This is a genomic window from Micromonospora sp. NPDC049230 (assembly GCF_040647875.1).
Classification (GTDB): Bacteria; Actinomycetota; Actinomycetes; order Mycobacteriales; family Micromonosporaceae; genus Micromonospora.
Genome location: NZ_JBEZCZ010000017.1, coordinates 47071 through 73285 on the forward strand (window position 1 = coordinate 47071; position 26215 = coordinate 73285).

The 26215-nt window shown below is 71.7% G+C and carries 26 protein-coding genes; 14 read left to right on the forward strand and 12 right to left on the reverse strand.

All coding sequences use genetic code 11. The features are described 5' to 3' along the window. Positions 1-4: 4 nt before the first annotated feature. Positions 5-1576: a sugar transferase gene (locus AB0A95_RS16630; RefSeq protein WP_357556672.1), complete on the reverse strand. Its 1572-nt coding sequence runs from the start codon at positions 1574-1576 to the stop codon at positions 5-7. A 264-nt stretch (positions 1577-1840) separates the two neighbouring features. After that, positions 1841-2701: a DNA-formamidopyrimidine glycosylase family protein gene (locus tag AB0A95_RS16635; RefSeq protein ID WP_357556597.1), complete on the reverse strand. Its 861-nt coding sequence runs from the start codon at positions 2699-2701 to the stop codon at positions 1841-1843. 24 nt (positions 2702-2725) lie between these two features. On the opposite strand from AB0A95_RS16635, the gene AB0A95_RS16640 reads away from it, so the two are divergent. Continuing rightward, the gene (locus AB0A95_RS16640) at positions 2726-3991 is read left to right on the forward strand and encodes a glycosyltransferase family 4 protein (protein ID WP_357556598.1); all 1266 of its coding nucleotides are present in this window, start codon (positions 2726-2728) and stop codon (positions 3989-3991) included. A gap of 297 nt (positions 3992-4288) precedes the next feature. On the opposite strand, the gene AB0A95_RS16645 is transcribed toward AB0A95_RS16640, so the two are convergent. Genes AB0A95_RS16645 through AB0A95_RS16655 form a run of 3 tightly spaced genes read right to left on the reverse strand, consistent with a single transcriptional unit; the run spans position 4289 to position 8203 of the window. Then, positions 4289-5602, reverse strand: a complete 1314-nt coding sequence (locus AB0A95_RS16645) for a tetratricopeptide repeat protein (protein ID WP_357556599.1) — start codon at positions 5600-5602, stop codon at positions 4289-4291. Then, positions 5592-7847, reverse strand: coding sequence for a CHAT domain-containing protein (locus AB0A95_RS16650; RefSeq protein WP_357556600.1), 2256 nt, complete (start codon positions 7845-7847; stop codon positions 5592-5594). Before AB0A95_RS16650 ends, AB0A95_RS16645 begins: the two co-directional genes overlap by 11 nt. Positions 7848-7873: 26 nt before the next feature. Further along, complete coding sequence (locus tag AB0A95_RS16655) at positions 7874-8203, reverse strand: hypothetical protein (RefSeq protein WP_357556601.1); 330 nt, start codon at positions 8201-8203, stop codon at positions 7874-7876. Between the two features lie 204 nt (positions 8204-8407). Here AB0A95_RS16655 and AB0A95_RS16660 point away from each other — a divergent pair, with 204 nt between their 5' ends. Further along, on the forward strand, positions 8408-9754 hold the full coding sequence (locus AB0A95_RS16660; RefSeq protein ID WP_357556602.1) for a tetratricopeptide repeat protein: 1347 nt from the start codon (positions 8408-8410) through the stop codon (positions 9752-9754). 74 nt (positions 9755-9828) lie between these two features. On the opposite strand, the gene AB0A95_RS16665 is transcribed toward AB0A95_RS16660, so the two are convergent. The 5 genes from AB0A95_RS16665 to AB0A95_RS16685 form a co-directional block, all read right to left on the reverse strand. Continuing rightward, positions 9829-10548 carry a CDP-alcohol phosphatidyltransferase family protein gene (locus tag AB0A95_RS16665; RefSeq protein WP_357556603.1) on the reverse strand — a complete coding sequence of 240 codons (720 nt, stop codon included), beginning with the start codon at positions 10546-10548 and terminating at the stop codon, positions 9829-9831. Continuing rightward, positions 10523-11590, reverse strand: coding sequence for an iron-containing alcohol dehydrogenase family protein (locus AB0A95_RS16670; RefSeq protein WP_357556604.1), 1068 nt, complete (start codon positions 11588-11590; stop codon positions 10523-10525). The genes AB0A95_RS16665 and AB0A95_RS16670 overlap by 26 nt, the downstream gene beginning before the upstream one ends. Further along, positions 11578-12309 (reverse strand): phosphocholine cytidylyltransferase family protein, encoded by a 732-nt coding sequence (locus AB0A95_RS16675; protein ID WP_357556605.1) that lies wholly within the window; start codon positions 12307-12309, stop codon positions 11578-11580. Before AB0A95_RS16675 ends, AB0A95_RS16670 begins: the two co-directional genes overlap by 13 nt. Positions 12310-12387: 78 nt before the next feature. Beyond that, positions 12388-13155, reverse strand: a complete 768-nt coding sequence (locus AB0A95_RS16680; RefSeq protein WP_357556606.1) for a hypothetical protein — start codon at positions 13153-13155, stop codon at positions 12388-12390. Further along, positions 13152-13601 (reverse strand): NUDIX domain-containing protein, encoded by a 450-nt coding sequence (locus AB0A95_RS16685; protein WP_357556607.1) that lies wholly within the window; start codon positions 13599-13601, stop codon positions 13152-13154. The genes AB0A95_RS16680 and AB0A95_RS16685 overlap by 4 nt, the downstream gene beginning before the upstream one ends. Before the next feature lie 113 nt (positions 13602-13714). On the opposite strand from AB0A95_RS16685, the gene AB0A95_RS16690 reads away from it, so the two are divergent. The 4 genes from AB0A95_RS16690 to corA all read left to right on the forward strand — a co-directional run bounded on the left by AB0A95_RS16690 (position 13715) and on the right by corA (position 17331). Then, complete coding sequence (locus tag AB0A95_RS16690) at positions 13715-14110, forward strand: CBS domain-containing protein (protein ID WP_357556608.1); 396 nt, start codon at positions 13715-13717, stop codon at positions 14108-14110. Positions 14111-14194: 84 nt separating this feature from the next. After that, positions 14195-14653, forward strand: a complete 459-nt coding sequence (locus tag AB0A95_RS16695; protein ID WP_357556609.1) for an ester cyclase — start codon at positions 14195-14197, stop codon at positions 14651-14653. Positions 14654-14759: 106 nt separating this feature from the next. Further along, entirely contained in the window at positions 14760-15854 is a 1095-nt protein-coding gene (locus tag AB0A95_RS16700; RefSeq protein ID WP_357556610.1) for a PLP-dependent aminotransferase family protein, read from the forward strand. A 322-nt stretch (positions 15855-16176) separates the two neighbouring features. Further along, positions 16177-17331, forward strand: coding sequence for a magnesium/cobalt transporter CorA (gene corA, locus AB0A95_RS16705; RefSeq protein WP_357556611.1), 1155 nt, complete (start codon positions 16177-16179; stop codon positions 17329-17331). Between the two features lie 108 nt (positions 17332-17439). Here corA and AB0A95_RS16710 read toward each other — a convergent pair whose 3' ends face one another. Next, complete coding sequence (locus tag AB0A95_RS16710) at positions 17440-18225, reverse strand: hypothetical protein (protein ID WP_357556612.1); 786 nt, start codon at positions 18223-18225, stop codon at positions 17440-17442. A gap of 84 nt (positions 18226-18309) precedes the next feature. On the opposite strand from AB0A95_RS16710, the gene AB0A95_RS16715 reads away from it, so the two are divergent. Together AB0A95_RS16715 and AB0A95_RS16720 are read left to right on the forward strand one after the other, a co-directional pair. Next, complete coding sequence (locus AB0A95_RS16715) at positions 18310-18840, forward strand: peptidylprolyl isomerase (RefSeq protein WP_203119037.1); 531 nt, start codon at positions 18310-18312, stop codon at positions 18838-18840. Positions 18841-18955: 115 nt separating this feature from the next. Further along, positions 18956-19873, forward strand: coding sequence for a rhomboid family intramembrane serine protease (locus tag AB0A95_RS16720; RefSeq protein WP_357556613.1), 918 nt, complete (start codon positions 18956-18958; stop codon positions 19871-19873). 26 nt (positions 19874-19899) lie between these two features. On the opposite strand, the gene AB0A95_RS16725 is transcribed toward AB0A95_RS16720, so the two are convergent. Beyond that, positions 19900-20334, reverse strand: coding sequence for a PH domain-containing protein (locus AB0A95_RS16725; protein WP_357556614.1), 435 nt, complete (start codon positions 20332-20334; stop codon positions 19900-19902). Positions 20335-20452: 118 nt separating this feature from the next. Between AB0A95_RS16725 and AB0A95_RS16730 the strand changes: the two genes are divergently transcribed. From AB0A95_RS16730 to AB0A95_RS16755, 6 genes are all read left to right on the forward strand, one after another. Continuing rightward, complete coding sequence (locus AB0A95_RS16730; RefSeq protein WP_357556615.1) at positions 20453-21625, forward strand: acetyl-CoA C-acyltransferase; 1173 nt, start codon at positions 20453-20455, stop codon at positions 21623-21625. Between the two features lie 61 nt (positions 21626-21686). Continuing rightward, positions 21687-22700: an aminoglycoside phosphotransferase family protein gene (locus AB0A95_RS16735; protein WP_357556616.1), complete on the forward strand. Its 1014-nt coding sequence runs from the start codon at positions 21687-21689 to the stop codon at positions 22698-22700. 111 nt (positions 22701-22811) lie between these two features. After that, complete coding sequence (locus AB0A95_RS16740; RefSeq protein WP_357556673.1) at positions 22812-23318, forward strand: hypothetical protein; 507 nt, start codon at positions 22812-22814, stop codon at positions 23316-23318. Between the two features lie 88 nt (positions 23319-23406). Beyond that, complete coding sequence (locus AB0A95_RS16745; protein WP_357556617.1) at positions 23407-24099, forward strand: response regulator transcription factor; 693 nt, start codon at positions 23407-23409, stop codon at positions 24097-24099. Next, a complete protein-coding gene (locus AB0A95_RS16750; RefSeq protein WP_357556618.1) occupies positions 24092-25558 on the forward strand; it encodes a HAMP domain-containing sensor histidine kinase in 1467 nt (488 codons plus the stop codon). The genes AB0A95_RS16745 and AB0A95_RS16750 overlap by 8 nt, the downstream gene beginning before the upstream one ends. A 57-nt stretch (positions 25559-25615) precedes the next feature. Then, entirely contained in the window at positions 25616-26215 is a 600-nt protein-coding gene (locus tag AB0A95_RS16755) for a hypothetical protein (RefSeq protein ID WP_357556619.1), read from the forward strand.

The following is a 26215-nucleotide window of genomic DNA, read 5'->3' on the forward strand; positions in this document are numbered from 1 at the left end:
GCGATTAGTACGCGCCCTTGCGGGCGAGCACCACCCCGACGGTGCGCCACAGGATGCTCAGGTCGTACGCGAGCGACCAGTTGTCGACGTAGTAGAGGTCCAGTCGGACCGACTCGTCCCAGGACAGGTCGGAGCGGCCGGAGACCTGCCACAGGCCGGTCATGCCGGGGCGGACCAGCAGCCGCCGGCGGACGTCGCCCAGGAAGTCGCCGTCGTCGGCCGGCAGCGGGCGGGGCCCGACCAGCGACATCTCGCCCCAGAGCACGTTGATCAGCTGCGGTAGCTCGTCCAGCGAGGTGGCCCGGAGGAAACGACCGACCGGGAAGACCCGGGGGTCCTGCTTCATCTTGAAGAGCATGCCGTCGGTCTCGTTCCGGTCGACCAGACTGGCCAGCCGATCCTCCGCGTCGACGTACATGGTCCGGAACTTCCACACCCGGAACGTGCGCCCCTCGTGCCCCACCCGGGGCTGGCGGAAGAAGACCGGCCCACGGTCGGAGATCCGGATCGCCACGGCGATGGCCAGGAAGAGCGGGATCAGCAGCAGCAGGCCGAGGCCGGCGGCGACCCGGTCCATCAGGTTCTTGGCCAACAGCGCCGGACCGGAGAGGGTCGGCTCCTCGACGTGCAGCAGCGGCAGACCCTCGATCGGGCGGATGTGCACCCGAGGGCCGGCGATGTCTGTCAACTGCGGGGCTACCACCAGATCGACACCGGAGCCTTCGAGCTGCCAGGCCAGCCGGCGCAGCTCGCCCGGCTCGGCGCTGGCCGACCCGCAGACCGCGATGGTGTCCCCGCCGACCTCACGGACCAGGGCCAGGACGTCACGGCCGGCGTACACCGGAACCGGGGTCGGCATGCCTTTGGCTGCCGCGTACCCGTCGGTGATGTGGATGGCGACGGGCATCAGCCCGGCGGCCGGGCTGCGGGTGACCGCCGCGTAGACCTCCAGGCACTCCGGCAGGGTGCCGACCAGCACCATCCGGTGCGCGGCCTGACCGGCCCGCCGACGGATGTAGTGCAGCGCCCAGCGGGCCACGAACCGGCCCCAGAGGATCAGCAGCAGCGCGCCGAGCAGCGCCGTGCCGACAGTCCAGCGGGACAACTCGGTCTTGGTGGCGAAGGCGAGGAACGAGACACTCGCGGCGACCGTCACCCCGGCCCGGATCACCCGCTTGAACTCGTCCGGACCCAGCCCCAGGTAGCGCCGGTCGTACCCCCGGTTGCTCCAGAGGATGACCACCCAGCCGAGCGGGAGCAGCAGGTAGGAGACGGTGTGGAACCAGGTCGGGTCCTGCTTGAGGTCGTTGAACCCGGAGGCGGCCTGGTCGAAGAGCTGGATCGCGATCCAACTGGCGAACGCCGCCGCGCCGAAGTCGAGCAGGAGCAGGACGGCGATGTAGGGGCGGTGCCAGCGGGAGACCCGGCGACGCGACCTCGTCCACGCCGACCGGGGGACGCCGTTGTGAGACGGCGGCGTCGGCGGCTGGATCTCGAAGCTGTCGACGTGCCGCACGAGTCTGCTCCGGCCTTCGTTGGATACCGGGCGCTGGAGGCTTGCCGTCACCTCACCCATGTCCTCCCGCATGACACGGGCCGCTCACTCGGCGTGAGGGCCCGGGTCGCCCACCGTCCCAGTCTCCCACGCGGGCTCCGACTGGTCGCCGCCCCGAACGAGATTGGCGACCGATGGTGCCGGAGGGATCTGGCCGGCTCCGCACCATTTCAGAAGCCGGGGACCGGGCCACTATACCGATGGATGCGCACATGGCCAGAACGGCGGACCGGAGGTTCCGCTCACTGTGGGCGATTCCGCTGCGTAGTCACCGGGTGGTGTGACTCACCGTACGAGTCTGGACAACCGGCGGTCAGCGAGCGGCTTTCCCCCGGTCTGGCACGTCGCGCAGTACTGGAGGCTGGAATCGGCGAACGAGACCTCGCGCACGGTGTCCCCGCAGACCGGGCAGGGCAGCCCGGTGCGGGCGTGCACCTTCAACCCGGAGCGCTTCTCGCCCTTCAGCTCCGCGGCCCGCTGACCGAGGGACCGCTCGACGGCGTCGCCGAGCACCTGCCGGGTGGCCGCGTGCAGGGTGGCGAGCTGGTCGTCGGTGAGCCGATCGGTGATCGCGAACGGGGACAGCTTCGCGGCGTGCAGGATCTCGTCGGAGTACGCGTTACCCACCCCGGACAGCACCGACTGGTCGGTCAGCACCCCCTTGACCTGCCCCCGCCGGCTGCGCAGCCGCTCCGCGAAGGTGGCCAGATCGGCGGCCAGCGCGTCCGGGCCCAGCTTGACCACCCCGGGCACCGCCGCCAGGTCGGTCACCAGGTACGCGGCCAGCTTCTTCTGGGTGCCGGCCTCGGTGAGGTCGAACCCGGAGCCGTCGTCCAGGCGTACGCGCAGCGCGATCGGACCCTTGCCGGGGCGCAGCGGCGTGGTGGCCGGGAACGCCTCCCGGTAGTGCAGCCAGCCCGCCCGGGCCAGATGCACCACCAGGTGCAGGTCACCCTCGAAGAGCACGTCGAGGAACTTGCCGTGCCGACTGGCGTCGACCACCGCCCGGCCGGCGACCGCTGTCGGAGCCGGCTCGTACGTCTTCAGGGCGCTGATCGCGGCGATCTCCAGCCGATCGACGCGCCGGCCCACCGCGCGCTGTCGCAGATAACCCGCGAGCGCCTCAACCTCCGGTAGTTCGGGCACCACACAACGGTAGCCTTTCTCCCCGTGAGAATCGTGGTGGCGCACAACCGGTACCGGGAAGCCCAACCCTCCGGCGAGAACACCATCGTCGACTCGGAGATCGCCCAGCTCACCGCCGCCGGCGTCGAGGTGCTGCCCTTCCTCCGCAGCTCGGACGAGATCCCGTCGATGTCGAAGGTGGCGAAGGCGCTGCTGCCGATCTCACCGATCTGGGCTCCACGCGCCCAGCACGACCTGAGCCGGCTGCTCACCGAGCACCGGCCGGACGTTCTGCACCTGCACAACCCGTACCCATTGTTGTCGCCCTGGGTGGTGCGGACCGCGCACCGGCACGGCGTTCCGGTCGTGCAGACGGTGCACAACTACCGGCAGGTCTGCTCGTCGGGGATCTACTTCCGCGACGGCGTGATCTGTCAGGACTGCAAGGGTCGGGCGCTGGGGGTGCCGGCGATCAGGCACCGCTGCTACCGCGACTCGGCGGCGCAGAGCGCGTTGATGGCGACCACCCTGGCCGTGCACCGGGGCACCTGGCGCTCGGTGGATCGGTACGTCGCGCTCACCTCGGCGATCGCCGACCACCTCCGCGACTACGGCATTCCGGACGAACACGTCGTGGTGAAGCCGAACTCCGTCCCCGACCCGGGTACGCCGGCGCCGCTGGGTGACGGGTTCCTCTACATGGCCCGGCTCTCGCCGGAGAAGGGCGTCGACCTGCTGCTGAACGCCTGGCGCCGGCACCCGGTGGGTGCCCTGGGCACGCTCCGCGTGGCGGGCGACGGGGAGCTGCGCCCGCTGGTGGAGGCCGCCGCCGCCGAGCGACCCGACGTGGTCTACCTCGGGCAGCTCGACCGGGCCGGAGTACGCGCGGCGGTCGAGGCGAGCGCCGTGGTGATCGCCGCCTCCATGTGGCACGACGTGCTGCCCACCGTGATCATCGAGGCGCTGGCGAGTGGCCGGCCGGTGCTCGGCACGGCGTTGGGCGGCATCCCGTACCTGGTCGGGGCCGACGCCCCGCACGAGCCCGCCGGCACCGGCCCCGCCGAGGTCGCCTCCGCTGTCGTCGGCGGCGGGTCGCCCATGCCGGCCGGCATCGACGTGGGCGAGGCCGGCTGGGTCGTCGCACCGGAGGCGGCCGCGCTGGCCGCCGCCCTGCCGGTCGCCCGGGCGGGTGCGGCCGGGCTGGCCCTGGCCGCCCGCGCCCGCTACGAGCGCACCTTCCACCCCGACGTGGTCACCAAGCAGCTCATCGACGTCTACGCAGGCGTAGCCCGATCCCCCAACCGAGCCTGACCCAGTGCCGGGCGGCCCTGCGCTGCCAACGCCCGCCACCGTCCCGTCGCCCGCCACTACCCCGTCGATGCCCCGTCGCCCGCCACTGCCCTGTCGATCATGGAGTTGTGGTGGGCGACAAAGCGCTCGTATAGCGTCAAATCAGGCACCACTACTCCATGATCGAGGGCCCGAAGGTCGCGCGGGGGCGGGGGCGGGGGCGGGGGTCAGCGGAGGGAGGCGCGGGCGGAGAAGGCGATGCTGGCCAGCAGGAAGCCGCCGTTGACGATGCTGAAAGCCTTGGCAGAAGGCCCTTCCTCACCGGCCTTCCGCGCGTTGTTGGCGGAGTTGTTCGAGGAGGGCGGTGTCGGCTTCGAGGTCGGGGTGGTCGACCTGCCGGTCGAGGTCGACGACGTGTTCGAGTTCCCGGATCGCCTGGTCGAGGTCACCGCCCGCCCGGTGGATCATCGCGATGTTGTACCGGGTGGTGGCTTCGCCGGCCCGGTCACCGACCTCCCGCCGGATGGGGAGGGCCTGGTGGTAGTGGTCGAGGGCCCGCTGTAGATCCCCCAACCCGTCGTACGCGTGACCGATGTTGTTGAGGGTGGTGGCTTCGCCGGCCCGGTTGCCGACCTCCCGCGTAATGGGGAGGGCTTGGTGGTAGTGGTCGAGGGCCCGCTGCCGATCCCCCAGGTTGTCGTGAACGCTGCCGATGTTGTTGAGGGTGGTGGCTTCGCCGGCCCGGTTGCCGACCTCCCTCAGGATGGGCAGGGCCTGGTGGTAGTGGTCGAGGGCCCGCTGCCGGTTCCCCAACCCGGCGTACACGTGACCGATGTTGTTGAGGGTGGTGGCTTCGCCGGCCCGGTCACCGACCTCCCTCAGGATGGGCAGGGCCTGGTGGTAGTGGTCGAGGGCCCGCTGCCGGTTCCCCAACCCGGCGTACACGCGGCCGATGTTGTTGAGGGTGGCGGCTTCGCCGGCCCGGTCACCGACGTCCCGCGTAATGGGGAGGGCTTGGTGGTAGTGGTCGAGGGCCCGCTGCCGATCCCCCAGGTTGTCGTACACGTGGCCGATGTTGTTGAGGGTGGTGGCTTCGCCGGCCCGGTTGCCGACCTCCCGCTGGATGGGGAGGGCCTGGTGGTAGTGGTCCAGGGCCCGCTGCCGATCCCCCAACCCGTCGTACACGTGGCCGATGTTGTTGAGGGTGGTGGCTTCGCCGGCCCGGTCGCCGACCTCCCGCGTAATGGGGAGGGCCTGGTGGTAGTGGTCGAGGGCCCGCTGCCGATCCCCCAGGTCGTCGTACACGCTGCCGATGTTGCTGAGGGTGGCGGCTTCGCCGGCCCGGTTGCCGGCTTGCTGGTACATGGTCAGGGCCTGCTGCAAGTCCTCCAGCGCCGGCCGGGGCCGACCGGTCGACGACCGCGCCCAGCCACGCTGATAGAGAGCGCTGGCGTCCGGGCCGAGGGTCAGGGTCGCGGTGGCCATGGCCTCGACCGCGGCGAACCGCGAGGTACGCAGCCACACCCGACACACCCGGTCACCGAGGTCCCGGGCGATCGCCGGCTGCTGACCGGCGACAGCAAGCCGATGCACCTCGACCCAGCGGGCGAGGACCATCGGGTCAGTGGCCATCGGGGGCGGCGGGGTCGAGGACCCAGAGCTGATAGAGGGACTGGGCGGCGGCGGCGCAGGTGTCGGTGTGCTCGTCGTCGGTGAGCAGGGGGCGGACGAGGGGGTGCAGGATGTTGGAGACGTAGTAACGGGGCTGGCGGGTCTCGGGGTCGATGCCCTCTTCGAGTAGGCCGAGTTGGACGGCCCGCTGGATGTGCCGGGTGGCGTCGGGGTGTTGGTGCAGGGCGTGGACGGTGGCGGCGGGTACGGGTAGCTCGACGACGTTGATCCTGGCGAGCATGCGGCGGAGTTCGAGGGGCTGGGAGTCGAGCAGGTTGTCGGCCAGGACCGTCTCGCGGAACCGGTGGGCTTCGTTCTCGATGGCGGTGAGCAGGCCGTCGATGTCGAGGGTGGCATCGTCGACGATCCGGTTGAGCCAGTCGAGCAGCCGGGGGTTGCCAGCCGCGGCCTTGATCGCCCGGTCCCGGATGGCAGTGTCGATAGTGGATTCGGGGCGCAGGTTGGCCAGGTTGGCGATCTTCTTGGTCTGCTCGACGAGGGTGAGGGTCTCCAGGGCCTCGACGGCGATGGTGGTGCCGGCCGGGGCGGGGAAGCGGTAGCGGCTGGTGATGATGACGCGGCTCGGGCTGCCGGTGTCGCGGATCGCGGTGAGCAGGGCGGGCAGGATCTCGGCCATCGCCGGGGCGAGCACCCGGCTGCCGTCGTCGCGGGTGTCGAGGTTGCCGGTCTCGAAGTCGTCGAACACGAACAGGCAGGGTGTCCCACCAAGTAGCCCGTCGGCGTCGAGCAGGTACCGCAGCCGGGTCAGGAGCGGAACCCGCTCGTTGTCGAGAATTTTGCCGGCCTCTTCGGCCTGCTCGACGCTGTCGAAGCGGATCTTGTCGGTCAGCTCGCGGAACTTGATGGCGTCGACCCGGCCGTACCAGACGGCGTGCTGGTGGATGGGCATGCGTTCCAGGAGCCGGGAGGCGAGGCTACTCTTGCCGAGCCCACCCATGCCGGCCAACAGCAGGCCCTGCGCCGCGCCGGGGGTGTCGGCGGGTTGCCGGAGGGCGCGCAGGCACCGTTGGATGAGTCGACGCCGGCCGACGAACTCGGCGCGGGAGGCGACCCGGGACAGTTGGGTCTGCGGGTCCAGGAACTGCTGGTCGACGGCGCGTACCTGCGACCGTCTGCGGCCCCGGGTGTGCAGCGGGGTGACCATGGGCGTCAGCGGGGACCGGTCGGCGTAGACCCGGAGCAGATGCCAGTAGCTGCTCTTCCTGTCGTGGAGCAGGTGACGGCGGGCCTCGACGACGGCCCGGTCCAACGATTGGCCGTCGGCCAGGGCCTGGTAGAGCGCGGCGGCGAAATCGGTGGCGGAGACGTCACCGACCGGCAGCGCCCAGCCCAGCACCACAGGGGCACCAGCCTGCACCAGGCTCTCACTCATCGACGGAAACACCCCACCGTCGGGGGCGTCAGCGGTCAGGCAACCGGAGACGAACACCAGCCTCGGCCAGTGCCCCTGCATCGCCTCGGCGATCTGGTCGGCCGTCGCCTTGGCTCGCGCGCCGAACTCGTCCTCCACCACGAAGACCGGCTTTCCACCGTCGGTGGTGGCGTGCCCGCTCAGATGCAGCACGTCGAAGTGGCCGGGCCCGTAGTCGCGGCTGAGGAACCGGAGCCCCTCCAGGGTGCCGCTCTCCTCGACCACCAGATCGGTGCCGGACCGTCGCGTCGCGGCCAGGATCGCGGCTTCCTCGGCCTCGAAGTTGAGCACCGGCTCGACCCCTTCGGGCGAAGCCGCCATGAACAGCACCCGCAACGGCCGGTTGCCCGGCGTGACCGGGCTGGTCAGCGCCGCGTGGGTGCCGACCGCACGGACCGGCAGCAGCGGCGCCCGCCCGGCCACGGTCAGGAACGCGCCCTCCCGGGCGAGCAGTTCCCAGGGCAGGTGCCGCAGCCGCTGCTCGGCGGTGATCCGCAGCACCGCCCCGGCCGGATGGGCCAGCATCGAGGTCAGCCACCGCTGGTCGCCGTCGAGGAACTCCGCCAGCCGCGCCCCCAGCTCAGCCAGCCGGACCGCGCCGTACACCTTCTGCGCGGCGGCGTCGGTGCTGTAGTCACGTCGTACCAGCGTGATCAGCTCATCGATCGCGGCCCGGTCCAGGCTGCGGGTCCGGGGCGGCTCGCCGTCGGCGGACAGCCGCAGCTCGTAGTAGTTCGAGGTCTGCGCGAAGACCTCCAGTTCGAAGGTGCCCATCTGCCCATCCCGTCGTGGCGGTCAGTTCAGTGCGGCCCGGTGTCGTCCGGCCGCATGGCGATCTCCAGCCGCGCCTGGCTGCCTTCGGCCAGCTCGATTCGGGTGCCGTCCGGCAGCAGCACGGTGACCGCGGCACCGTCCCGGCGGCGGGCACTCCACCACTCGGTGATCGTCTTGGCCACTTCGACCCCGGAGAACACCAGCCCGATCACCGCGATCACCATCTCGGCCGACCGCTGCACCTGGACCGGCGACACGCTGCCGTCCGGCCCCACGGCCCCGACCAGCGCGGCCCGCAGCTCCGCCGCCCAGCTCGCGGCTTGCGCCCCGGACACCTCCACCGTGGCGTTTTCCATTGCCCGCACCTCCCCCGACACGCCCGGTCAAGCCGGCCCAGGACCGCCCACGCTCGATTCCGGCCAGGTGATCGACGGGCGGACCTTGGCGGCCACTGTACGTTTCATTCACGTCCCGGGACCGCTCGGTGAGCCCGGCTCAGGTGACGGGTTTCCGACTCGCTGACCGCATCCCGGCCATCGTGGGAAGAACAATGACGGCCGATGCCACCGCCGCACGCCGGTGGTGTCACGGTCCGCCTCGGCAACCGCCGCGTCGGCAACCGGGAGCAGCAGGAAGAGCGAGGTGGATCGGGCATGGAGGATCGGGAACCGCCGCTACCGCGCCCCGTCGCTCCCGCTGCCGCGACCACCGTTGCCCGACACGTGGAGGTGCATCGGCTTGCTGTCGCCGGTCAGCAGCCGGCGATCGCCCGGGACGTCGGTGCCCGGGTGTGTTGGATGTGGCTGCGCATCTCGCGGTTTGCCGCGGTCGAGGCCATGGCCACCGCGACCCTGACCCTCGGCCCGGAGGCCAGCGCTCTCTATCAGCGTGGCTGGGCGCGGACGTCGACCGGTCGGCCCTGGCCAGCACTGGAGGACTATCAGCAGGCCCTGACCATGCACCAGCAGGCCGGCAACCGGGCCGGCGAAGCCGCCACCCTCACCAACATCGGCAACGTGTACAACCGGTTGGGGGATCGACAGCGGGCCCTCGACCACTACCACCAGGCCCTCCCCATCCAGCGGGAGGTCGGCGACCGGGCCGGCGAAGCCGTCACCCTCAACAACATCGGCAGCGTGTACGACGGTTTAGGGGATCGACAGCGTGCCCTCGACCACTACCACCAGGCCCTTCCCATCCGGCGGGAGGTTGGCGACCGGGCGGGCGAAGCCGTCACCCTCAACAACATCGGCAGCGTGTACAACCGGTTGGGGTATCGGCAGCGTGCTCTCGACCACTACCACCAGGCCCTTCCCATCCGGCGGGAGGTTGGCGACCGGGCCGGCGAAGCCGCCACCCTCAACAACATCGGCCACCTGTACCACGGCTTGGGGGATCAGCAGCGTGCCCTCGACCACTACCACCAGGCCCTCCCCATTACGCGGGAGGTTGGCGACCGGGCCGGCGAAGCCGCCACCCTCAGCAACATCGGCCTCGTTCACGACGGGTTGGGGGATCGGCAGCGTGCTCTCGACCACTACCACCAGGCCCTCCCCATCCGGCGGGAGGTTGGCGACCGGGCCGGCGAAGCCGCCACCCTCAACAACATCGGCAGCGTGTACAACCGGTTGGGGGACCGGCAGCGTGCCCTCGACCACTACCACCGGGCCCTCCCCATTGCGCGGGAGGTCGGTGACCGGGCCGGCGAAGCCACCACCCGGTACAACATCGCGATGGCCCACCGGGCGGGCGGTGACCTCGACCAGGCGATCCGGGAACTCGAACACGTCGTCGACCTCGACCGGCAGGTCGACCACCCCGGCCTCGAAGCCGACACCGCCCTCCTCGAACAACTGCGCCAACAACGCGCGGAAGACAGCGGTTCTGAACCGCCTGCGGGACCGTGAGGGCAGCGCCGCCGACGACGAAGGCGATGTCCTGATGCCAAAGAGTGGCGTTCCGTCGACGCGCCGCAGGGCCCTTACAGGGAGGCGCGGGCGGAGAAGGCGATGCTGGCCAGCAGGAAACCGCCGTTGACGACGGTGAAGGCGACGAGCACCCAGAGGACCAACGCGGGAGCCACGGCCAGCACCAGCGCTGCCACGAAGACCACAGCGCCGTAGTCGCGGACCAGCTTCACCAGGCGCACCGGCAGGGAGGTCGAGGTGACCATGCTGGCGGCGTTCGGGCCGGCCTGCATGACCGACGTCACCAGGTTGACCATCCAGGTGCCCGCGAACGTCGCCACCAGCCAGGTCGGGGTCGACGGCTCCTGCGCGACGGCGGTGGCGGCGAGCGCGGCGACCAGGGCGATCTGCGCGGCCACGTCGCAGAGCACGTCGACCCGGGCCCCGGCCGCGCTGCCCTGCCCGGTCACCCGGGCGAGCTGCCCGTCGGCGCAGTCCAGGGAGTACGCCACCTGCCAGCCGACAAGGGCGAGCAGGCCGACCACCCAGGCCGGTACGTCCCCGTCCGCGACCGGGCCGGCGAGCGATACCACGGTGACCGAGGTGGCCAGCCCGAGCACCAGGTTGGTGATGGTCAGCGCCGTCGGTCGCAACCCGAGCCGCTGGGCGACGAGCGCGAAGACGGCACCCAGCCACTGGCTGATCGACTCGCTGAACAGGCCGCCGCCCCGGTTCACCCGGTGGAAGTCGGCGACGGTGGGACGGGGGTCAGCCAAGCTGGTCGCGGATTGCACCGGCGTAGTCTGCCAGCCGGTCCCGGGTCTCGGTAGGCGACAGCGCCAGGTGTTCGAGGATGGTGTACCGGTCCGGTCGGGTACGTGGCGCGAACTGCACCGCCTCCACGAACTGGTCGTCGCTGAGCGCCACCTCGGCGGGGAGCCGGGGCAGACCGTGCCGGGCCAGGCAGGCCGACATCTCCGCGAAGCGGCGCAGGTCACCGCGCAGCCAGGTGCAGAACAGCGCACCCAGCCCGGCCAACTCGCCGTGTGAGGCGGTGCCGGGGAAGAGCGCGTCGATGGCGTGCATGATCTCGTGGCAGCCGCCACTGCACGGGCGGCTGGTGCCCTCGATGGCCATGGCCAGGCCGCTGGAGATCAACGCGTCGGCCAGCACTGTGACGAAGGCGTCGTCGGCCATGTCGCCCGGGTGGTTGAGTACCGCTTCGGCACCGGCCCGGGACAGCGAGGCGGCGAGCCCGTCGAACGGTTCGACGCGTACCCGGCGGGCCAGCTCCCAGTCGGCGAGCGCGCTGATGTTGCTGATCACGTCGCCGATGCCGGCCCGGTTGTGCCGGTCCGGGCCGCTCTCCACGAAGTCCAGGTCGACGATCACCGCGATCGGGATGTGCACGCCGTAGGAGCCCTTGAGCCCGTCGGTGATGAGGCTGGCCACCGGGGAGGCGATCCCGTCGTTGGCGAGGCTCGTCGCCACCGACACCATCGGGAGGCCCCGGCGGGTCGCCGCGTACTTGGCCACGTCGATGGTCTTGCCGCCACCGATGCCGACGACCGCGTCGTACGAGCGGGCACGGAGCTTGCCGCCGAGGTCGTCGGCGGCGTCCAGGGTGCCCCCGGAGACGGTGAACACGTCGGCCGTTCGCAGTGACGGTCGGATCAGCTCCGCGATCTGGGTGCCCTGACCCGGGCCGACCACCACCGCGACGTCACCGCCGGCGGAGATCCGCCCGTCGGAAAGGATCGCGGCCAGGTCGGCCACCGCCCCCCGGCGTACGTCGATGTGCAGCGGGGTGAGGACGCTCCGAGCTAGTAGCGGCACGCGATCTCCCGTGCGCGGGCCAGGTCGGCGTGGTTGTCGACCTCGACCCACGGGACGTCGCCGATCGGCGCCGCCCGCACCTCCCCGCCCCGGTCGGCGAACTCCTGGTAGCCGTCCTCGTAGTAGAGGTTCGGGTCCCGTCGCCAGGTCGCCTCCAACGCGTCGGCGAGGGCGTCGGCGACCTGCGGCTCGATGAGCGTCGCGCCGATGTACTCCCCGTACGCCTCGCCCGGGTCCATGATCTTGGTGATCCGGGTGAGCTGGCCGGCGGCGTCGAAGGTGGTCTTCATCTCCTCCTCGGCCAGCGCCTTCAGCGTGTCCACCGCGAGCAGGATGCCCGGCCCGCGCTCGGCGAGCAGGGTCTTCTCCACGCTCACCGGGTGCACTGTGTCGCCGTTGACGAGCAGCACGCCACGGGCGAAGTACTCCCGGGCCAGCCAGAGCGAGTAGGCGTTGTTCCACTCCTCGGCCCTGTCGTTGTGCACCAGGGTCAGCGTGACCCCGTACCTCTTCTCCAGGTCGGCCTGCCGCTCGCGGACCGCGTCCGCCGCGTAGCCGACCACGATCACGATGTCGGTGAGCCCGACCTCGGCGAGGTTGCCCAACGCGATGTCCAGGATCGTGGTCTCGCCGTCCACCGGCACCAACGCCTTGGGCAGGGTGTCGGTGTACGGGCGCAGCCGTCGTCCCGCCCCGGCCGCGAGCACCATTCCGATCATCGCGACATCCTCCCTCGTCCTGCTCCCCGTCACCGCTGGAGGATAGCCCCGGCTGGCCTCGCGCTGGGGCCAACCGGGTCAGCCGGGCAGTGCGGCCAGGTCGGCGAGCATTGTCAGTCGCTCGTCCGCGCTGAGCACGGAGTACGGGCCGGCGGCCCGGCGGTCGGTCTCCAACTCGATGGCGAGCCGTTCGGGGCCGGCCGGCAGGGCGGTGATGCTCGACGCGGTGTGCCCGGCGGCGGCCCAGGCGGCGGCGTGCGCGTCGGCCCGGTGGTAGCGCAGCGTGCCGAGCCGGTTGAGCAGCAGCACGCCCGCCGGGGTGCCGTCCGGCTCGTGGGGAGGCGCCAACGCCGCGAAGGCCGAGCCACCCCGGTCGCCGTCGGTGTCGGCCAGCACCAGCGCGTACGACAGCAGGCGGCCGAGCACCGCGACCAGCCGGGACACCCGCTCGTCGTGCCCGGCCCACAGCTCCTCGGTGACCTCGGCGTGCACCTGGTACAGCTCGGCGAGGAAGGCCGCTCCCCGCTCGGTGGCGGACAGCGCGCCATCGGGGCGGCGGTGCAGCATCCCGTGCGCCACCTGCTTGTCCACCGTCCGGCGGGCGACGACCGGGTCTGCGTACCGGGTGATCGCCGCGAATCCCCGGGCGTCGACGGTGCCGCCCGGTGCCGCCAGCCGGGTGCGCAGGTCCACCAGGAAACCGCTCGCGGTCGGCCCGCCGTACCGCTGGCTCAGCTCGGCGCCTCCGCCGTCGCGGCCGGCCAGCATGCCGGCGCGGAAGACCCGGTCCACGGCCGGGGCGAGCAGCCCGGCGATGCGGTGCGGCGCCAGCTCGACGGTGTTCACAGACCGATCGACCGCAGGACGGCGAAGCCCTCCTCCGCGATCCGCCGGATCAGCCCGTCGTTGACGTCGCGGTGCTCGTCCAGCGCTGTCACCTCGTGCTCGGCCAGCCAGCGGTACTCGGTGTGCTTGCCGGCCTCCAACGTCGGGCGGTCGAGGTCACCGTCGACACGGACCAGGAAGTCGTACTCGATCCGGGTCAGGCCGTCGTCGCCCACGTAGGTGTACTCGCCCACCTGGCCCAGGACGTGGGAGAGGACCCAGCCGGTCTCCTCGGTGATCTCCCGGCGCAGCGCCTCGTCGATCTCCTCGCCCGGCTCCAGGTGGCCGCCGACGATGTCCCAGCAGTTGGGGAAGAGGCGTCGGTGCGGTGAGCGGCGCTGGAAGAAGATGCGGCCGTCGTGGTCGACGATCAGCGCGCCGGCGCAGCGCAGGGGCTCGGTGGACACGGTCCGACAGTAGCGAGCGGCCGGTGGTTCGGCGACGTTCGGTCTTGTCCCTGAAACATCCACGGACGACCATGTCCGTACCGGAGGCCACCGTCCCGAAGGAGTGATGTGTGATGCAGGTACGGGATGCCATGTCCAGCCAGGTCCTCGTCGTCGGTCCGGAACACACGCTGCGGCAGGCGGCCCGGATGATGTCGGCTCGCGGTGTCGGGTCGGCGGTCGTGATCGACCCGGATTCCGAGGGCGTCGGGATCATGACCGAACGCGACGTGTTGAAGGCCATCGGCGCCGGCCTGGACTGCGACGTGGAACGCACCGGCGCCCACCTGACCTGGGACGTGGTCTACGCCGGCCCGGAATGGACGGTGGCCGAGGCCGCCGCCGCGATGGCCCGGGGCGGGTTCCGGCACCTGGTGGTGCTGGACGGCCGCGAGGTGGCCGGGGTGATCTCGGTGCGGGACATCATGCGGGTCTGGGCGGGGGATCAGGCCGCCGTCGCCACGACCTGACCCGTGCAGGTGTGGCGGGCCGGATCGACGGGTAAGGATCCCTTGCGGGCGCGGAGATGCCGTGGCCCGCGGGGGAGGTCTCCGATGCGTGACGCGGAGCGGCTGGTCGAGCAGCAGTACGCCATGCTCCTGCGTCGGGACGTGGCCCGTCTTCCAGATCTCTACGCCCCAGAGGCGTTCTACTCCATGCCGGGCGTGACGGTCCGTCCGATCGAGCTGCCCGCACTCCTGCGCACCTGGACGGGTGCCTTCGGGGACCTGCGGGTCGACCCGCTCGGCGCGGTCCGCACCGGCGGTGGCGCCGCGGTCGAGCTGCGTCTGACCGGCACCCACACCGGCACGCTGCATTCGCCGTACGGCACCGTCGCGCCCACCGGACGGCTGGTGAGCTGGGAGGTGGCAGACGTGGTCCGGGCTCGACACGGCCGGATCACCGCCTGGCGCTCCTACTTCGACTGGAGTCAGCTCCTCGACGCGATCGGCGTGCAGTTTGACGGGCTGTCCCGGGTGGCGCACCACGACGCGCTCGCCCTTCCGGTCTGATCTGCCGCCGACCGGTGGAGTCGAGTCACCCGTCCCGGTGGCTCAGGATGCGGACATCGCCGTGCCGTCCGCGCGTCGCCCGCCGCCGCCCGTACGCTCAACATCCATGACCGCCGAGCAGTTGATCTCCTTTGCCCGTGGGGCTCCCTCGCTGGACATCGTCGATGTCGAGGGTCTCAAGGCCGCAGCCGTCCGCGCCTTCGACGCCGACCCCGCGGGGGTCACGGCGTACGGCACCTCCGTCGGTTACCTTCCGCTGCGGAAGTGGATCGCCGACAAGCACGGCGTCCAGGCCGACCAGGTGCTCGTTACCAACGGGTCGCTCCAGGCCGACGCGTTCCTCTTCGACCACCTGGTCCGCCCCGGCGACGCGGTGGTGGTGGAACGCCCGACGTACGACCGGACGTTGCTCAACCTCCAGCGGATGGGCAGTGAGCTGCACTCCATCTCGGTCCAGCCGGATGGCCTCGACACCGCCGAGCTGCGCAAGCTGCTGGAGTCCGGGGTCCGGCCCCGGCTCGCGCACGTCATCCCGAACTACCAGAACCCCGCCGGCATGACGCTGTCGCTGGAGAAGCGTCGGGAGCTGCTCGACCTCGCCGCCGAGTACGAGTTCACGATCTTCGAGGACGACCCGTACGCGGACGTCCGGTTCCGGGGCGAGGCGCTGCCGTCGATGCTCTCGCTGGACACCCGCAACGTGGTGGTGCACGCGTCCAGCTTCACCAAGACGGTCTGCCCGGGTGTGCGGGTCGGTTACCTGGTCGGCCCGGCGGATCTGATCGCCGCCATCGCCAAGAACGCGACGAGCCTCTACATCTCGCCGGGCATGGTGTCCCAGGCGATCGTGCACGAGTTCTGCGTCTCCGGCGACATCGACCGCTCGATCGAGACGGTACGAGCGGCGCTGGGCGAACGGGCTCGGGTGCTCGCCGAGTCGTTGCGCCGGCACCTGCCGCAGGCGCGGTTCGTGGAGCCCGACGGCGGCTACTTCCTCTGGGTCGAGTTCCCGCAGGACGTGCTTGTCGACCGGCTCGCCCCGGCGGCGGCCGAGCGTGGGGTGGCCGTGGTCAAGGGCAGCGACTTCGTGCTGGACGGTGGGCGGCACGCGCTGCGGCTGGCCTTCTCGGCGGTGACCGCGGACAAGATCGACGAGGGTGTCCGTCGGCTCGCCGAGGCCGTGGAGGCGGTCCGCAGCTAAGCCAACTGTCGGGTTCCCGACAGAAAGACGATGCCGGCCGCCCCGGGACTCCCGCCCTGGCGGTCGGCGGCCCACAATGCTGCGAGCGTCACCCATCAGCTGTCGCGGACGTCACCGGCCGGCCTCCGGGCCGGCCGCGACCTGGGTGACGCGGCAGCACAACCTCCCGCCCCCACAGGTGCCGGGTGGGCCGTGTCGTCCCCGCACACCCCCCGATGCGGCCCGGCCCGCCCGGTGCCGCCCCACGCGACCGCCGTCACAGGCGTCCGGGAGCCCGGTCGGCGTAGCCTGCAAGCCGCAGCCGAGCGTGGGAGGTGACGCGATGACGGATCGGACAGAGCGGGACCGGACGGCACCGCCGTCCACCGGCCGGGTGTTGCGACCTCGGGCGTGGCCCTCCCCGGTCCGGGCGATGACCCGGATCCTCAACGCCGACGGTTCGCCGCCCGTGCCGGCCCCGACGGGCACGGGCACCGGCCGCAGCGCAGTGGTCGACTGCGCGCTCTACGTCGACGGCAAGCGGCAACCCGGTGACTGGACGTACGCCGACGCGCTGACCGCTGCCCGCCAGGAGGAGCACGGCTTCGTCTGGATCGGTCTGCACCAGCCCGAGTTGGCCGAGATGACAGCCATCGCGGAGACCTACGGGCTGCACGAGCTCGCCGTCGAGGACGCGGTGAAGGCCGAGCAGCGCCCCAAGCTGGAGCGGTTCGGCGACGTCGTCTTCCTGGTGCTGCGTACCGCGCGGTACTGCGAGCACGCCGAGCTGACCGAGAACTCCGAGGTCGTGGAGACCGGGCAGGTGATGCTCTTCATCGGCCCGAACTTCGTGATCAGCGTCCGGCACGGGGATGCCTGCCGGCTCGCCCCGATCCGCGCCGACCTGGAAACCAAGCAGGAGTTGCTGCTGCACGGCCCGTGGGCGGTGGCGTACGGGGTGACCGACCGGGTGGTCGACCTCTACCTGGAGGTGGCCGAGCAGATCGAGGACGACCTCGACGTGCTGGAGGCCGAGGTCTTCGACAGGCAGGGCCACGGGCGGATCCAGCGGATCTATCAGATGAAGCGGGAGCTTGTGGAGTTCAAGCGGGCGGTGGTGCCGTTGCAACGGCCGCTGATGACGCTGACCTCGCAGGTCAACCGGGACGTGCCCAAGGAGATCCGCAAGTACTTCCGGGACGTGCAGGACCACCTGAGCCGCACCGTGGAGCAGGTGAACTCCTACGACGACCTGTTGAACTCGATCCTCCAGGCACGGCTGGCCCAGGTCACCGTCGACCAGAACAACGACATGCGCAAGATCGCCGCATGGGCGGCGATCGCCGCGGTCTGGACCTCCATCGCCGGCGTCGAGGGCATGAACTTCGACAACATGCCCGAGCTGAAGATGACGTACGGCTATCCGGTGGCCCTGGCCCTCATGCTCGGCGTCTCACTGGCCCTCTACCGCTGGTTCCGCCGCAACGGCTGGCTCTGACCGCGCGGCGGTAGCGCCCGGGACCGCTCCGCGAAAGCGCCGCGCACGCGGAAGCGCCGACGAGCGGGGGCAGCCCACTCGTCGGCGCTCGATGCGCTGTCGCTGCTGTCAGCGGCGGCCGTTGGTGCGGGCGGTGTCCTTCTCCTTGCCCAGCGCCTTGGTGAGGTCGTCGGTCGGCCGACCGGAGACGTCAGTGGCACCCTCGGCGACCGACGGGACCTTGTCCGTCGGGCGGATGCCGGTCTGCTTGGCCGGGCCGGTGGTGCTCGCGCTGGTGCCGCCGGCCACCGCCGAACTGCCGGCACCGGTCATCCCCGCGGCGCCGGTCATTGCCGCCCCGTCGGTGCCCTTGGTGGCGGACGGGGTGCGTACCTCGATCGAGTCGACCTCGTCACGCATCGGTTCGAGGCTGCCGCGGGTCGGGTCGTACTCGGCCCACTCCTGCTGCTCCCGGCGGCGACGCATGGCCACCGCGCCGGCCAGGCCGGCGACGACACCTGCTGCCAGCAGGCCGGTCATCATCGGGCCGCGACGGCGCGGCTGCTTCTTCTTGCCGGTGATCCGCATGGTCTTCGACTTGGCCTTCCTGGTCAGCGGCCCTGCCTGCGCGGCGCCGTCACGGGCCGCCGCCGCCAGCGGTGCCAGCGTGGTGAGTGTCGTCCCCCAGCCGGTCGACGCCTGGTCGCGAACCCTCGCCGCGGCCGGCCCGACGTAACCCCGGGCCACCTGGACCCGCGGGCCGACGGTCGCGCCGGCGCCCTTCGCGGCGTGGTTGGCTGCCTGCATCAGGTGGCTGATGCTCTGGTTCAGCTCGGCCTTGGCCAACTGCCCCTGGGACTTACGCCGCCCGAATCCAAACACGGTCCTACCTCCTGGGAGTTGTTCCTTCGTCATCCTCCACCAACGGATGCCTCCGCGATGCCAGATCGGGCACATGGGAGGATCCGCATGGAACTGACCAACGAGTGAGGAGTACCCGTGGCCGAGGCTGTCTACGCCACCCTGCACACCAACGCTGGCCCGATCCGGCTGGAGCTCTTCCCGAACCACGCGCCGAAGACCGTCCGCAACTTCGTCGACCTGGCCGAGGGCAACCGTGAGTACACCGATCCGCGCACCGGTCAGCCGGGCAGTGGGCCGTACTACGACGGCACCATCTCGCACCGGGTGATCAGCGGTTTCATGGTCCAGATGGGCGACCCGACGGGCACCGGTCGGGGCGGGCCGGGCTACAAGTTCGCGGACGAGTTCCACCCGGAGCTGCGCTTCGACCGGCCCTACCTGCTGGCGATGGCGAACGCCGGACCGGGCACCAACGGTTCGCAGTTCTTCATCACCGTGTCCCCGACGCCGCACCTCAACAACCGGCACACCATCTTCGGCCAGGTTGCCGACGAGCAGTCGGTGAAGGTCGTCGACTCGATCGCGAGCACCCCGACCGGCCCGAGCGACCGTCCGCTCCAGGACGTCGTCATCGAGCGGGTCGAGATCGAGCGGTCTGCTTCCTGACCGAGCGGCGAGGTACCTTTGCTCGCATGATTGAGCGCTCCGGAGCACCGCACCGGCCGGCGTCGGTGGATCGCGCGTCGGTGGTTCGCGCGTCGGTGGACGGAGGGTCGGCCCGGTGAGTGAGTCTCCGCCGACCGCCCCGGTCTGCTACCGGCACCCCGGTCGGGAGACCTACGTGCGGTGCACCCGCTGTGACCGGCCGATCTGCCCGGACTGCATGCGGGAGGCGTCCGTCGGGCACCAGTGCCCGGAGTGCGTCGACGAGGGACGTCGCAGTGTCCGGCCGGCGCGTACCGCCTTCGGTGGCGGTATCGCCGGCCGGCACGGCTACGTCACCAAGGCGCTCATCGCGCTGAACGTGTTGTTAATGGTGCTGTCCATCGCCTCGGACCGGGGCGGGGACGCGGCGGCGGGCGGTTCCGGCTTCGGCGGTCTGCTGGGCGGCGACACGCCGCTGACGCTGTGGGGCGGTGTGCTCGGCTACGCCTCGTACGTCCCCCTCGGCCCGGTGCACGGGGTCGCGGCGGGCGAGTGGTACAGGCTGATCAGTGCGATGTTCCTGCACTACGGCCTGCTGCACCTGCTGCTCAACTCCTGGGCGCTGTGGGTGATCGGCCGGGAGTTGGAGGCGGCGCTCGGTCGGTGGCGATTCCTCGCCCTCTACCTGATCGCGGGCTTCGGCGGCAACGTCGCGGTCTATCTGTTCAGTGCGCCCAACCAGCCGCCGACCGTCGGCGCGTCGACGGCCATCTTCGGCCTCTTCGCCGCGATGTTCGTGATCATGCGACGCCTCGGTCTCGACACCTCGTCGATCGTGCCGGTCCTCGTCGTCAACCTGGTCTTCACGTTCGCCGTGCCGAGGATCTCCATCGCCGGGCACCTCGGTGGGCTGGTGATCGGGGCGCTGACGGCGGTGGTGCTCGCGTACGCGCCGCGTGGTCGGCGCACGTTGGTGCAGGCCGTCGGCTGTGCGGTGATCGTGCTGGTCCTGCTCGGCGTTGCCGTCTTCCGCACCGTCTACCTGCTGGGCTGACGCAGCCGTCTACCTGCTGGGCTGCCTCATCCGGTCGAGGTCGGCCGGGCGGCCCGCAGCGCGGCGGCCACCTCCTCCGGGGTCGCGCCCAGGTCGTACCTGCCGAACAGGTGCAGCGAGTCGCCCGCGTCGATCTCCAGGGTTTCGCTCGTCAGCCCCAGCCGTGGCCGCCGGTCCACGGCGATCTCCTCGACCGCCGACCAGGGCAGCAGCCGCCGGCCCGCGAATCCGTGGATGACGGTGAGCCCCGCCGGGTCCACCGCCAACCGGACCGGCGCGACCAGGTCGCGTACCGCCCAGCCGGCCAGCGCGGCGGCGGCCAGGACGGCCACCACCAGCCGGACCGGGTCGCCGTCGGCGAAGAGCAGCCCGAGCGCGGCAAGCAGGACCGCGCCGGCCAGCTTCACCGCCGGCAGGGCCGCCGGCACCCGCCACTGCCGCACCGCGGGGATCTCGTTCACCAGCCCAGCATGCCAGCGGCGGCCGGGTGTCGGGGGTACGGGCATCTCGACGCCCGCCCGGATGGCCGAGCCCTGGACGACGTAGGATCGGGGCAGCCCAGGTTACCGGGGAGTAAACATGAGTGACGCGGTCATCGTCGGCGCGGTGCGTACCCCGGTCGGACGGCGCAGGGGCAGCCTCGCCGACGTCCACCCGGTCGACCTCTCCGCGCACGTGCTGCGTGCCCTCGCCGAGCGCACCGGGATCGACCCGGCCCAGGTCGACGACGTCTACTGGGGCTGCGTGTCCCAGGTCGGCGAGCAGTCGTGGAACGTCGCCCGCAACGCCGTGCTCGCCGCCGGCTGGCCCGAGACGGTGCCCGGCACCAGCCTGGACCGGCAGTGCGGCTCCAGCCAGCAGGCCCTGCACTTCGCCGCCGCGACTGTGCTCTCCGGTCAGGCCGACCTGGTGGTCGCCGGCGGCGTCGAGTCGATGACCCGGGTGCCGATGGGCTCCAGTGTGGCCGGCGGCATGCCGTTCAGTGACCAGCTACGCGCCCGTTACCGGGGCGTCGAGGGCTTCGCCGACGATGCGCCGCTGCCGTTCAACCAGGGGGTCGGAGCCGAGCTGATCGCCCAGCGGTGGCGGCTCTCCCGCACCCAGCTCGACGAGTTCGCGTTGGCCAGCCACGAGAAGGCAGCCGCCGCGCAGGACGCTGGCGCGTTCGATCCGGAGCTGACCCCGGTGCCGCTGGCCGACGGGGGCAAGTTCGCCGCCGACGAGGGCATCCGCCGGGAGACCTCGCTGGCGAAGCTGGGCGAGCTGGCCACCCCGTTCCGTGCCGAGGGCGTGGTGACCGCCGGGTCCGCGTCCCAGATCTCCGACGGCGCCGCCGCCCTCGCGGTGACCACCTCCGACTGGGCCAGCCGGCACGGCCTGCGCCCGCTGGCCCGGATCCACACCGCGGTGGTCGCCGCCGACGACCCGGTCACCATGCTCACCGCGCCCATCCCGGCCACCGCGAAGGCGCTGCGCCGCGCGGGGTTGGGCATCGAGGAGATCGGGGTGTACGAGGTGAACGAGGCGTTCGCCCCGGTGCCACTGGCGTGGCTGGCGGAGACCGAGGCGGACCCGGAGCGGCTCAACCCGCGTGGTGGGGCGATCGCCCTCGGTCATCCGCTCGGCGGCTCCGGTGCCCGGATCATGACCACAATGCTCCAGCACATGCGGGACAACGGGATCCGCTACGGCCTACAGACCATGTGCGAGGGCGGCGGCATGGCCAACGCGACGATCGTCGAGCTGGTCTGACTCCCCCCGACGCCGCAAACGTGCTCGCGTCGGCGTGGGCGGGCCGCCTAGGGTGCCCAGCGTGACGACGAACGCTGACACGCACGCCGCGCCGTGGTCCACCGAGCGGTGGCAGGCAGGGGCCCGGTCCTGGGTCGACGCGCGGCTGAGCCAGGCCGGCCGGCGGGTGACCGGGCCGGTGGAGCCTCGGGTGCGCCCGTGGTCGCTGGTCTGGCGGGTGCCCACCGACGACGGCCCGGTCTGGTTCAAGGCCAACAATCCGGGCACCGTGCACGAGGCGGTCCTGATCGCGACGCTCGCCCGGTTGACGCCGGAACGGGTGCTGACGCCGATCGCTGTGGACCCGGCGCAGGGCTGGTCGCTGCTGCCCGACGGCGGCGAGTCGTTGCGGGACGTGCTGGCGCGCGATCCCGATCTGGCGCACTGGGAGCGGGCGCTGCCCGGGTACGCGGCGCTCCAACTGGCCACCGTGCCGCACGCCGACGAGTTGGTCACCCAGGGCGTGCCGGACCACCGCCCCGAGGTGTTGGCCGGGCTGCTCGCCGAGCTGCTCGACGATCGCGAGTCGCTGCTTGTCGGTGCCGAGGGTGGGCTCAGCCCGGCCGTGCACGAGCGGCTGCGGGCGGAGCTGCCGTCGTACGCCGAGCGGTGTCGACGGCTCGCCGACATCGGCATCCCGGCCACCGTGCAACACGACGACCTGCACGACGGCAACGTCTTCGCGGCCTCGGACGGCTACCGCTACTTCGACTGGGGCGACGCCTCGGTGGCGCACCCCTTCGGCACATTGCTGGTGACCCTGCGGTCCATCCGGTACGCGACGGGGCTGGCGGCCGACGACGCCCGGCTGGCTCGGTTGCGGGACGTCTACCTGGAGGCGTGGACCGACAGGTACGACCGCCGGACCCTCGTCGAGGCCGTCGACCTCGCGATCACCCTGGGGGCGGTGAGCCGGTCGCTGTCCTGGCGTCGCGCTCTGGACACCGTCGACAGGTCCCGCGCCGAGTACGCCGAGGCGGTCCCCGGCTGGTTGGAGGAGTTGTTCTCCGCCAGCCCGCTCCAGCCCGATTCCTGACCATGATCCGTCCACGTCGGAAACCGGACAGCCAGTGCGACTGTTGGCGTGGAACTTCCAAAAGTGCATCGTGACCCACGTCACCCTGCTGGGGTGGTCGTTGGGCAGGTCATGGACGTCTTCTCCCGAACGTTCCTTCCGGCCGCCACCGAGGCTGGCCTGGCCGTGCAGACCGTGAGCCGGCACATGCCGGTCTTCCGGCGCTGTGTCGGCTCCGGTGACGCCACCATCCTGGTCACCCGTTGCAGCCGTCCCGACCGCCCGGTCACGGGCGACTACCTGCTGCTGCTCACCCACCGTCGACTGGTGGTGACCCAGCAGACCCGACTACTGCACCGTCTGCGCCTGCATCTCAACACCGAGTTGCGCGAGCTGAGCAATGTCACCTGGAGCCCGGACCCGAGACTCCAGTCGGTCGAGATGGCGGCCACAGCGATCGACGGGATCCGTGAGCGGTTCCTGATCCGCACCAGCCACCCGAAGCAGGTCTGGCAGCTCGACGCGCTGCTCAACCAGGCGTTCCGCAGCCGCCTGCGGCCGCCCGGCGCGCGGGTCGTCGCCAGCATCGGCGAGGCGCCGGCCGGCGCGCGGCCCGGAATGTTCGCCCCGTCCTGGTGAGCTGACACCGACCGGGTTTGCCACACCTTTACCGAACTCGAACACACACCGATCGCGTCGAGCGTTCGGTGTCGGCAATCATGGGCCGGTGACCGTCGAACCGCCGCACCGCGGGCTCGTCCTCGTGGTCGAGGACGAGCCGGCCATCGCCGACCTGGTCCGGCTCTACCTCGCCCGGGACGGATTCGGCGTCCACCTGGAACGGGACGGCGCCGCCGGCCTGAGCGCCGCCCGCCGGCTGCGCCCGGTGGCCTGCGTCCTGGACATCGCGTTGCCGGGTCTGCCCGGCACCGAGATCTGCCGCCGGCTGCGCGAGGTCGGCGACTGGACCCCGGTCATCTTCCTCACTGCCCGGGACGACGAGGTGGACCGGATCGTCGGCCTGGAGTTGGGTGCCGACGACTACGTCACCAAGCCGTTCAGCCCTCGCGAGTTGGTCGCCCGGGTGCGCGCGGTGCTGCGCCGGGCCGCCGGTGGCCCGGAGGGCGCGGACCGGCCGCGTGTCGTCGGCCCGGTGACGCTCGACCCGGGCCGCCGCACGGTCACCGTCGCGGGCGCACCGGTGCAGCTCACCTCCACCGAGTTCGACCTGCTGGCCCACCTGATGGCCCGGCCCGGCCGGGTCTTCACCAGGGAGGAGCTGCTGGCCGGGGTCTGGGGTTACGCGGCACACGCCGGCACCCGCACCGTCGACGTGCATGTCGCACAGGTGCGGGCGAAGCTCGGCCCGGCCAGCGTGATCCGCACCCACCGTGGCGTGGGGTACGCGGTAGATGCCTGATCACCCCGCGCGCGCCGAGTCACCGACCATGTCCCTGCCGGTGGTCGGCACCGGCCGGCCGGCAACACCTCGTCGGGGGCGGTTCGGCCGCACCCTGACCGCCCGGGCGGTGCTGGTGACCTGTGCTGTGGCGTTTGTGTCGGTGCTGGTCACCGCGATCGTCGCCGTGCCGTTGGCGATCCGCCGCGCGGAGCGCAGCGATCAGGAGGCGCTCGCCGCGCAGGCCCGGCTCGCCGCCGAGGTGCTGCGTACCCGCCTCGACCGGGGCCGCACCGCGGACGAGGAACGGCTCATTCAGCAACTGCGTGACCAGGGCATCAACGCGTACCTGATCCGGCGCGGCGCGGCCGACCGGCCGGGGCTGCCGGCCCGGGTGGTGCAGCGGATCGGGCAGGGGCGCAACGTGTCGGCCCGGCGTGCCGTCAACGGCGATCGTGCCCTGGTCGAGGGTCGGGCGTTGGCCGGCGGCAACGGGGTGGTGCTCTCCCGTCCCCTGGCGAACGGGCTGTGGGCCCAGGTGCTGCGCAGCCTGTGGCTGCCGCTGCTGGCCGGGTTGGCCGCCGGTGTGGTGGCCGGGCTGCTGCTGGCCCGCCGGCTGGCCCGGCCAATCCGTGTCGCGGCCACCGCCGCCGCCCGGCTACGCGCCGGCGACCGCGCCGTCCGGGTGCCGGTCGAGCCGCCGGACGAGGTCGCCGACCTGGCCGAGGCGTTGAACGGACTGGCTGCCGCACTTGCCACGAGTGAGGGGCGGCAACGGGAGTTCCTGCTGTCCGTCTCGCACGAGTTGCGTACCCCGTTGACCGCGATCCGGGGGTACGCCGAGGCACTCGCCGACGGGGTGCTCGGCGTGGACGACACCGTCGACACCGGCCGGACGATGCTGGCCGAGGCCCAACACCTGGACCGGCTGATCGGTGACCTGCTGGCGTTGGCCCGGCTGGAGGCCGCCGACTTTCCACTCGAACCGGTGTCGGTGGACCTGACCCGGCTGGCCCTGGACGCCGAGCCGACCTGGGCCGGTCGGTGTGCGGCGGTGGGCGTGCCGTTCCGGGTGGAAACGACCGGTCAGCCGGTGCCGGCGTACACGGATCCGGGGCGCATCCGGCAGGTGCTGGACGGGCTGCTGGAGAACGCGCTGCGGGTCGTACCCCCGGGGTCGCCGGTGGTGCTCGCGGTCCGGGCGGCCGGCGCGGACCCGGCCGCCGGCGGTGTGCTGGAGGTCCGCGACGGCGGGCCGGGCTTCACCGACGACGACCTGGCGGTGGCATTCGAACGCGGCGCGCTGCACCAGCGTTACCGGGGGGTGCGCAAGGTGGGCAGCGGGTTGGGGTTGGCGCTGGCGGCCGGGCTGGTCCGGCGGCTGGGCGGGGAGATCACCGCCGGGCACGCGCCGGAGGGCGGAGCCGCCTTCACGGTCCGACTGCCCGGCGATCCTTACCTGGCTCGAACATCTGCTTGACGCTCCGCTCGTCGTCGCGGGAGAGGCTGAGACCTCCACGGACGAGAGGAAAAGGCCATGCCACGTTGGGGATTCGCCACCGGCACCACGGCGCTGCTCGCGGCGGTCACGCTCGGTGTCAGCGGTTGCGGCGCGGCCGAGGTGGCCAGCCAGCCCGCCCGGGAGGCCGCCGTCGAGGTCGCCGCCGCGATGGGCGTGGAGGGTCAGGCGCTGACCGCGATGGGCTTCGACGCGGACGACCTGGACGTGCGGACCATCGCCGCGCCGGCCACCCCGACGCCGGGTGCCTCGCCCACCGCGAAGGACAGGGCCCGGGAGAAGCGGGGCGAGGAGCTGCGCAAGCGCCACCAGGCCCGCGTGCAGTTGCGCAAGAACACCCTGCACGGCGAGGCCGTGGTGAAGAACAAGGACGGCGGTACGCAGACAGTCGCCGTGCAGCGCGGCGAGGTGACAGCGATCGACGGTGACTCGATGACCGTCAAGTCCACCGACGGCTTCACCATGACCTGGACCTTCGGCGACGACCTGCGGGTCGTCGAGCGGCGCGCCACGGTGCAGCCGAGCCAGGTCACTGTCGGCGCGACGCTCGGCGTCGCCGGCGCGAAGGACGGCGACAAGGGCGTGGCCCGGCTGATCCTCATCCCCGGCGCCAAGTGA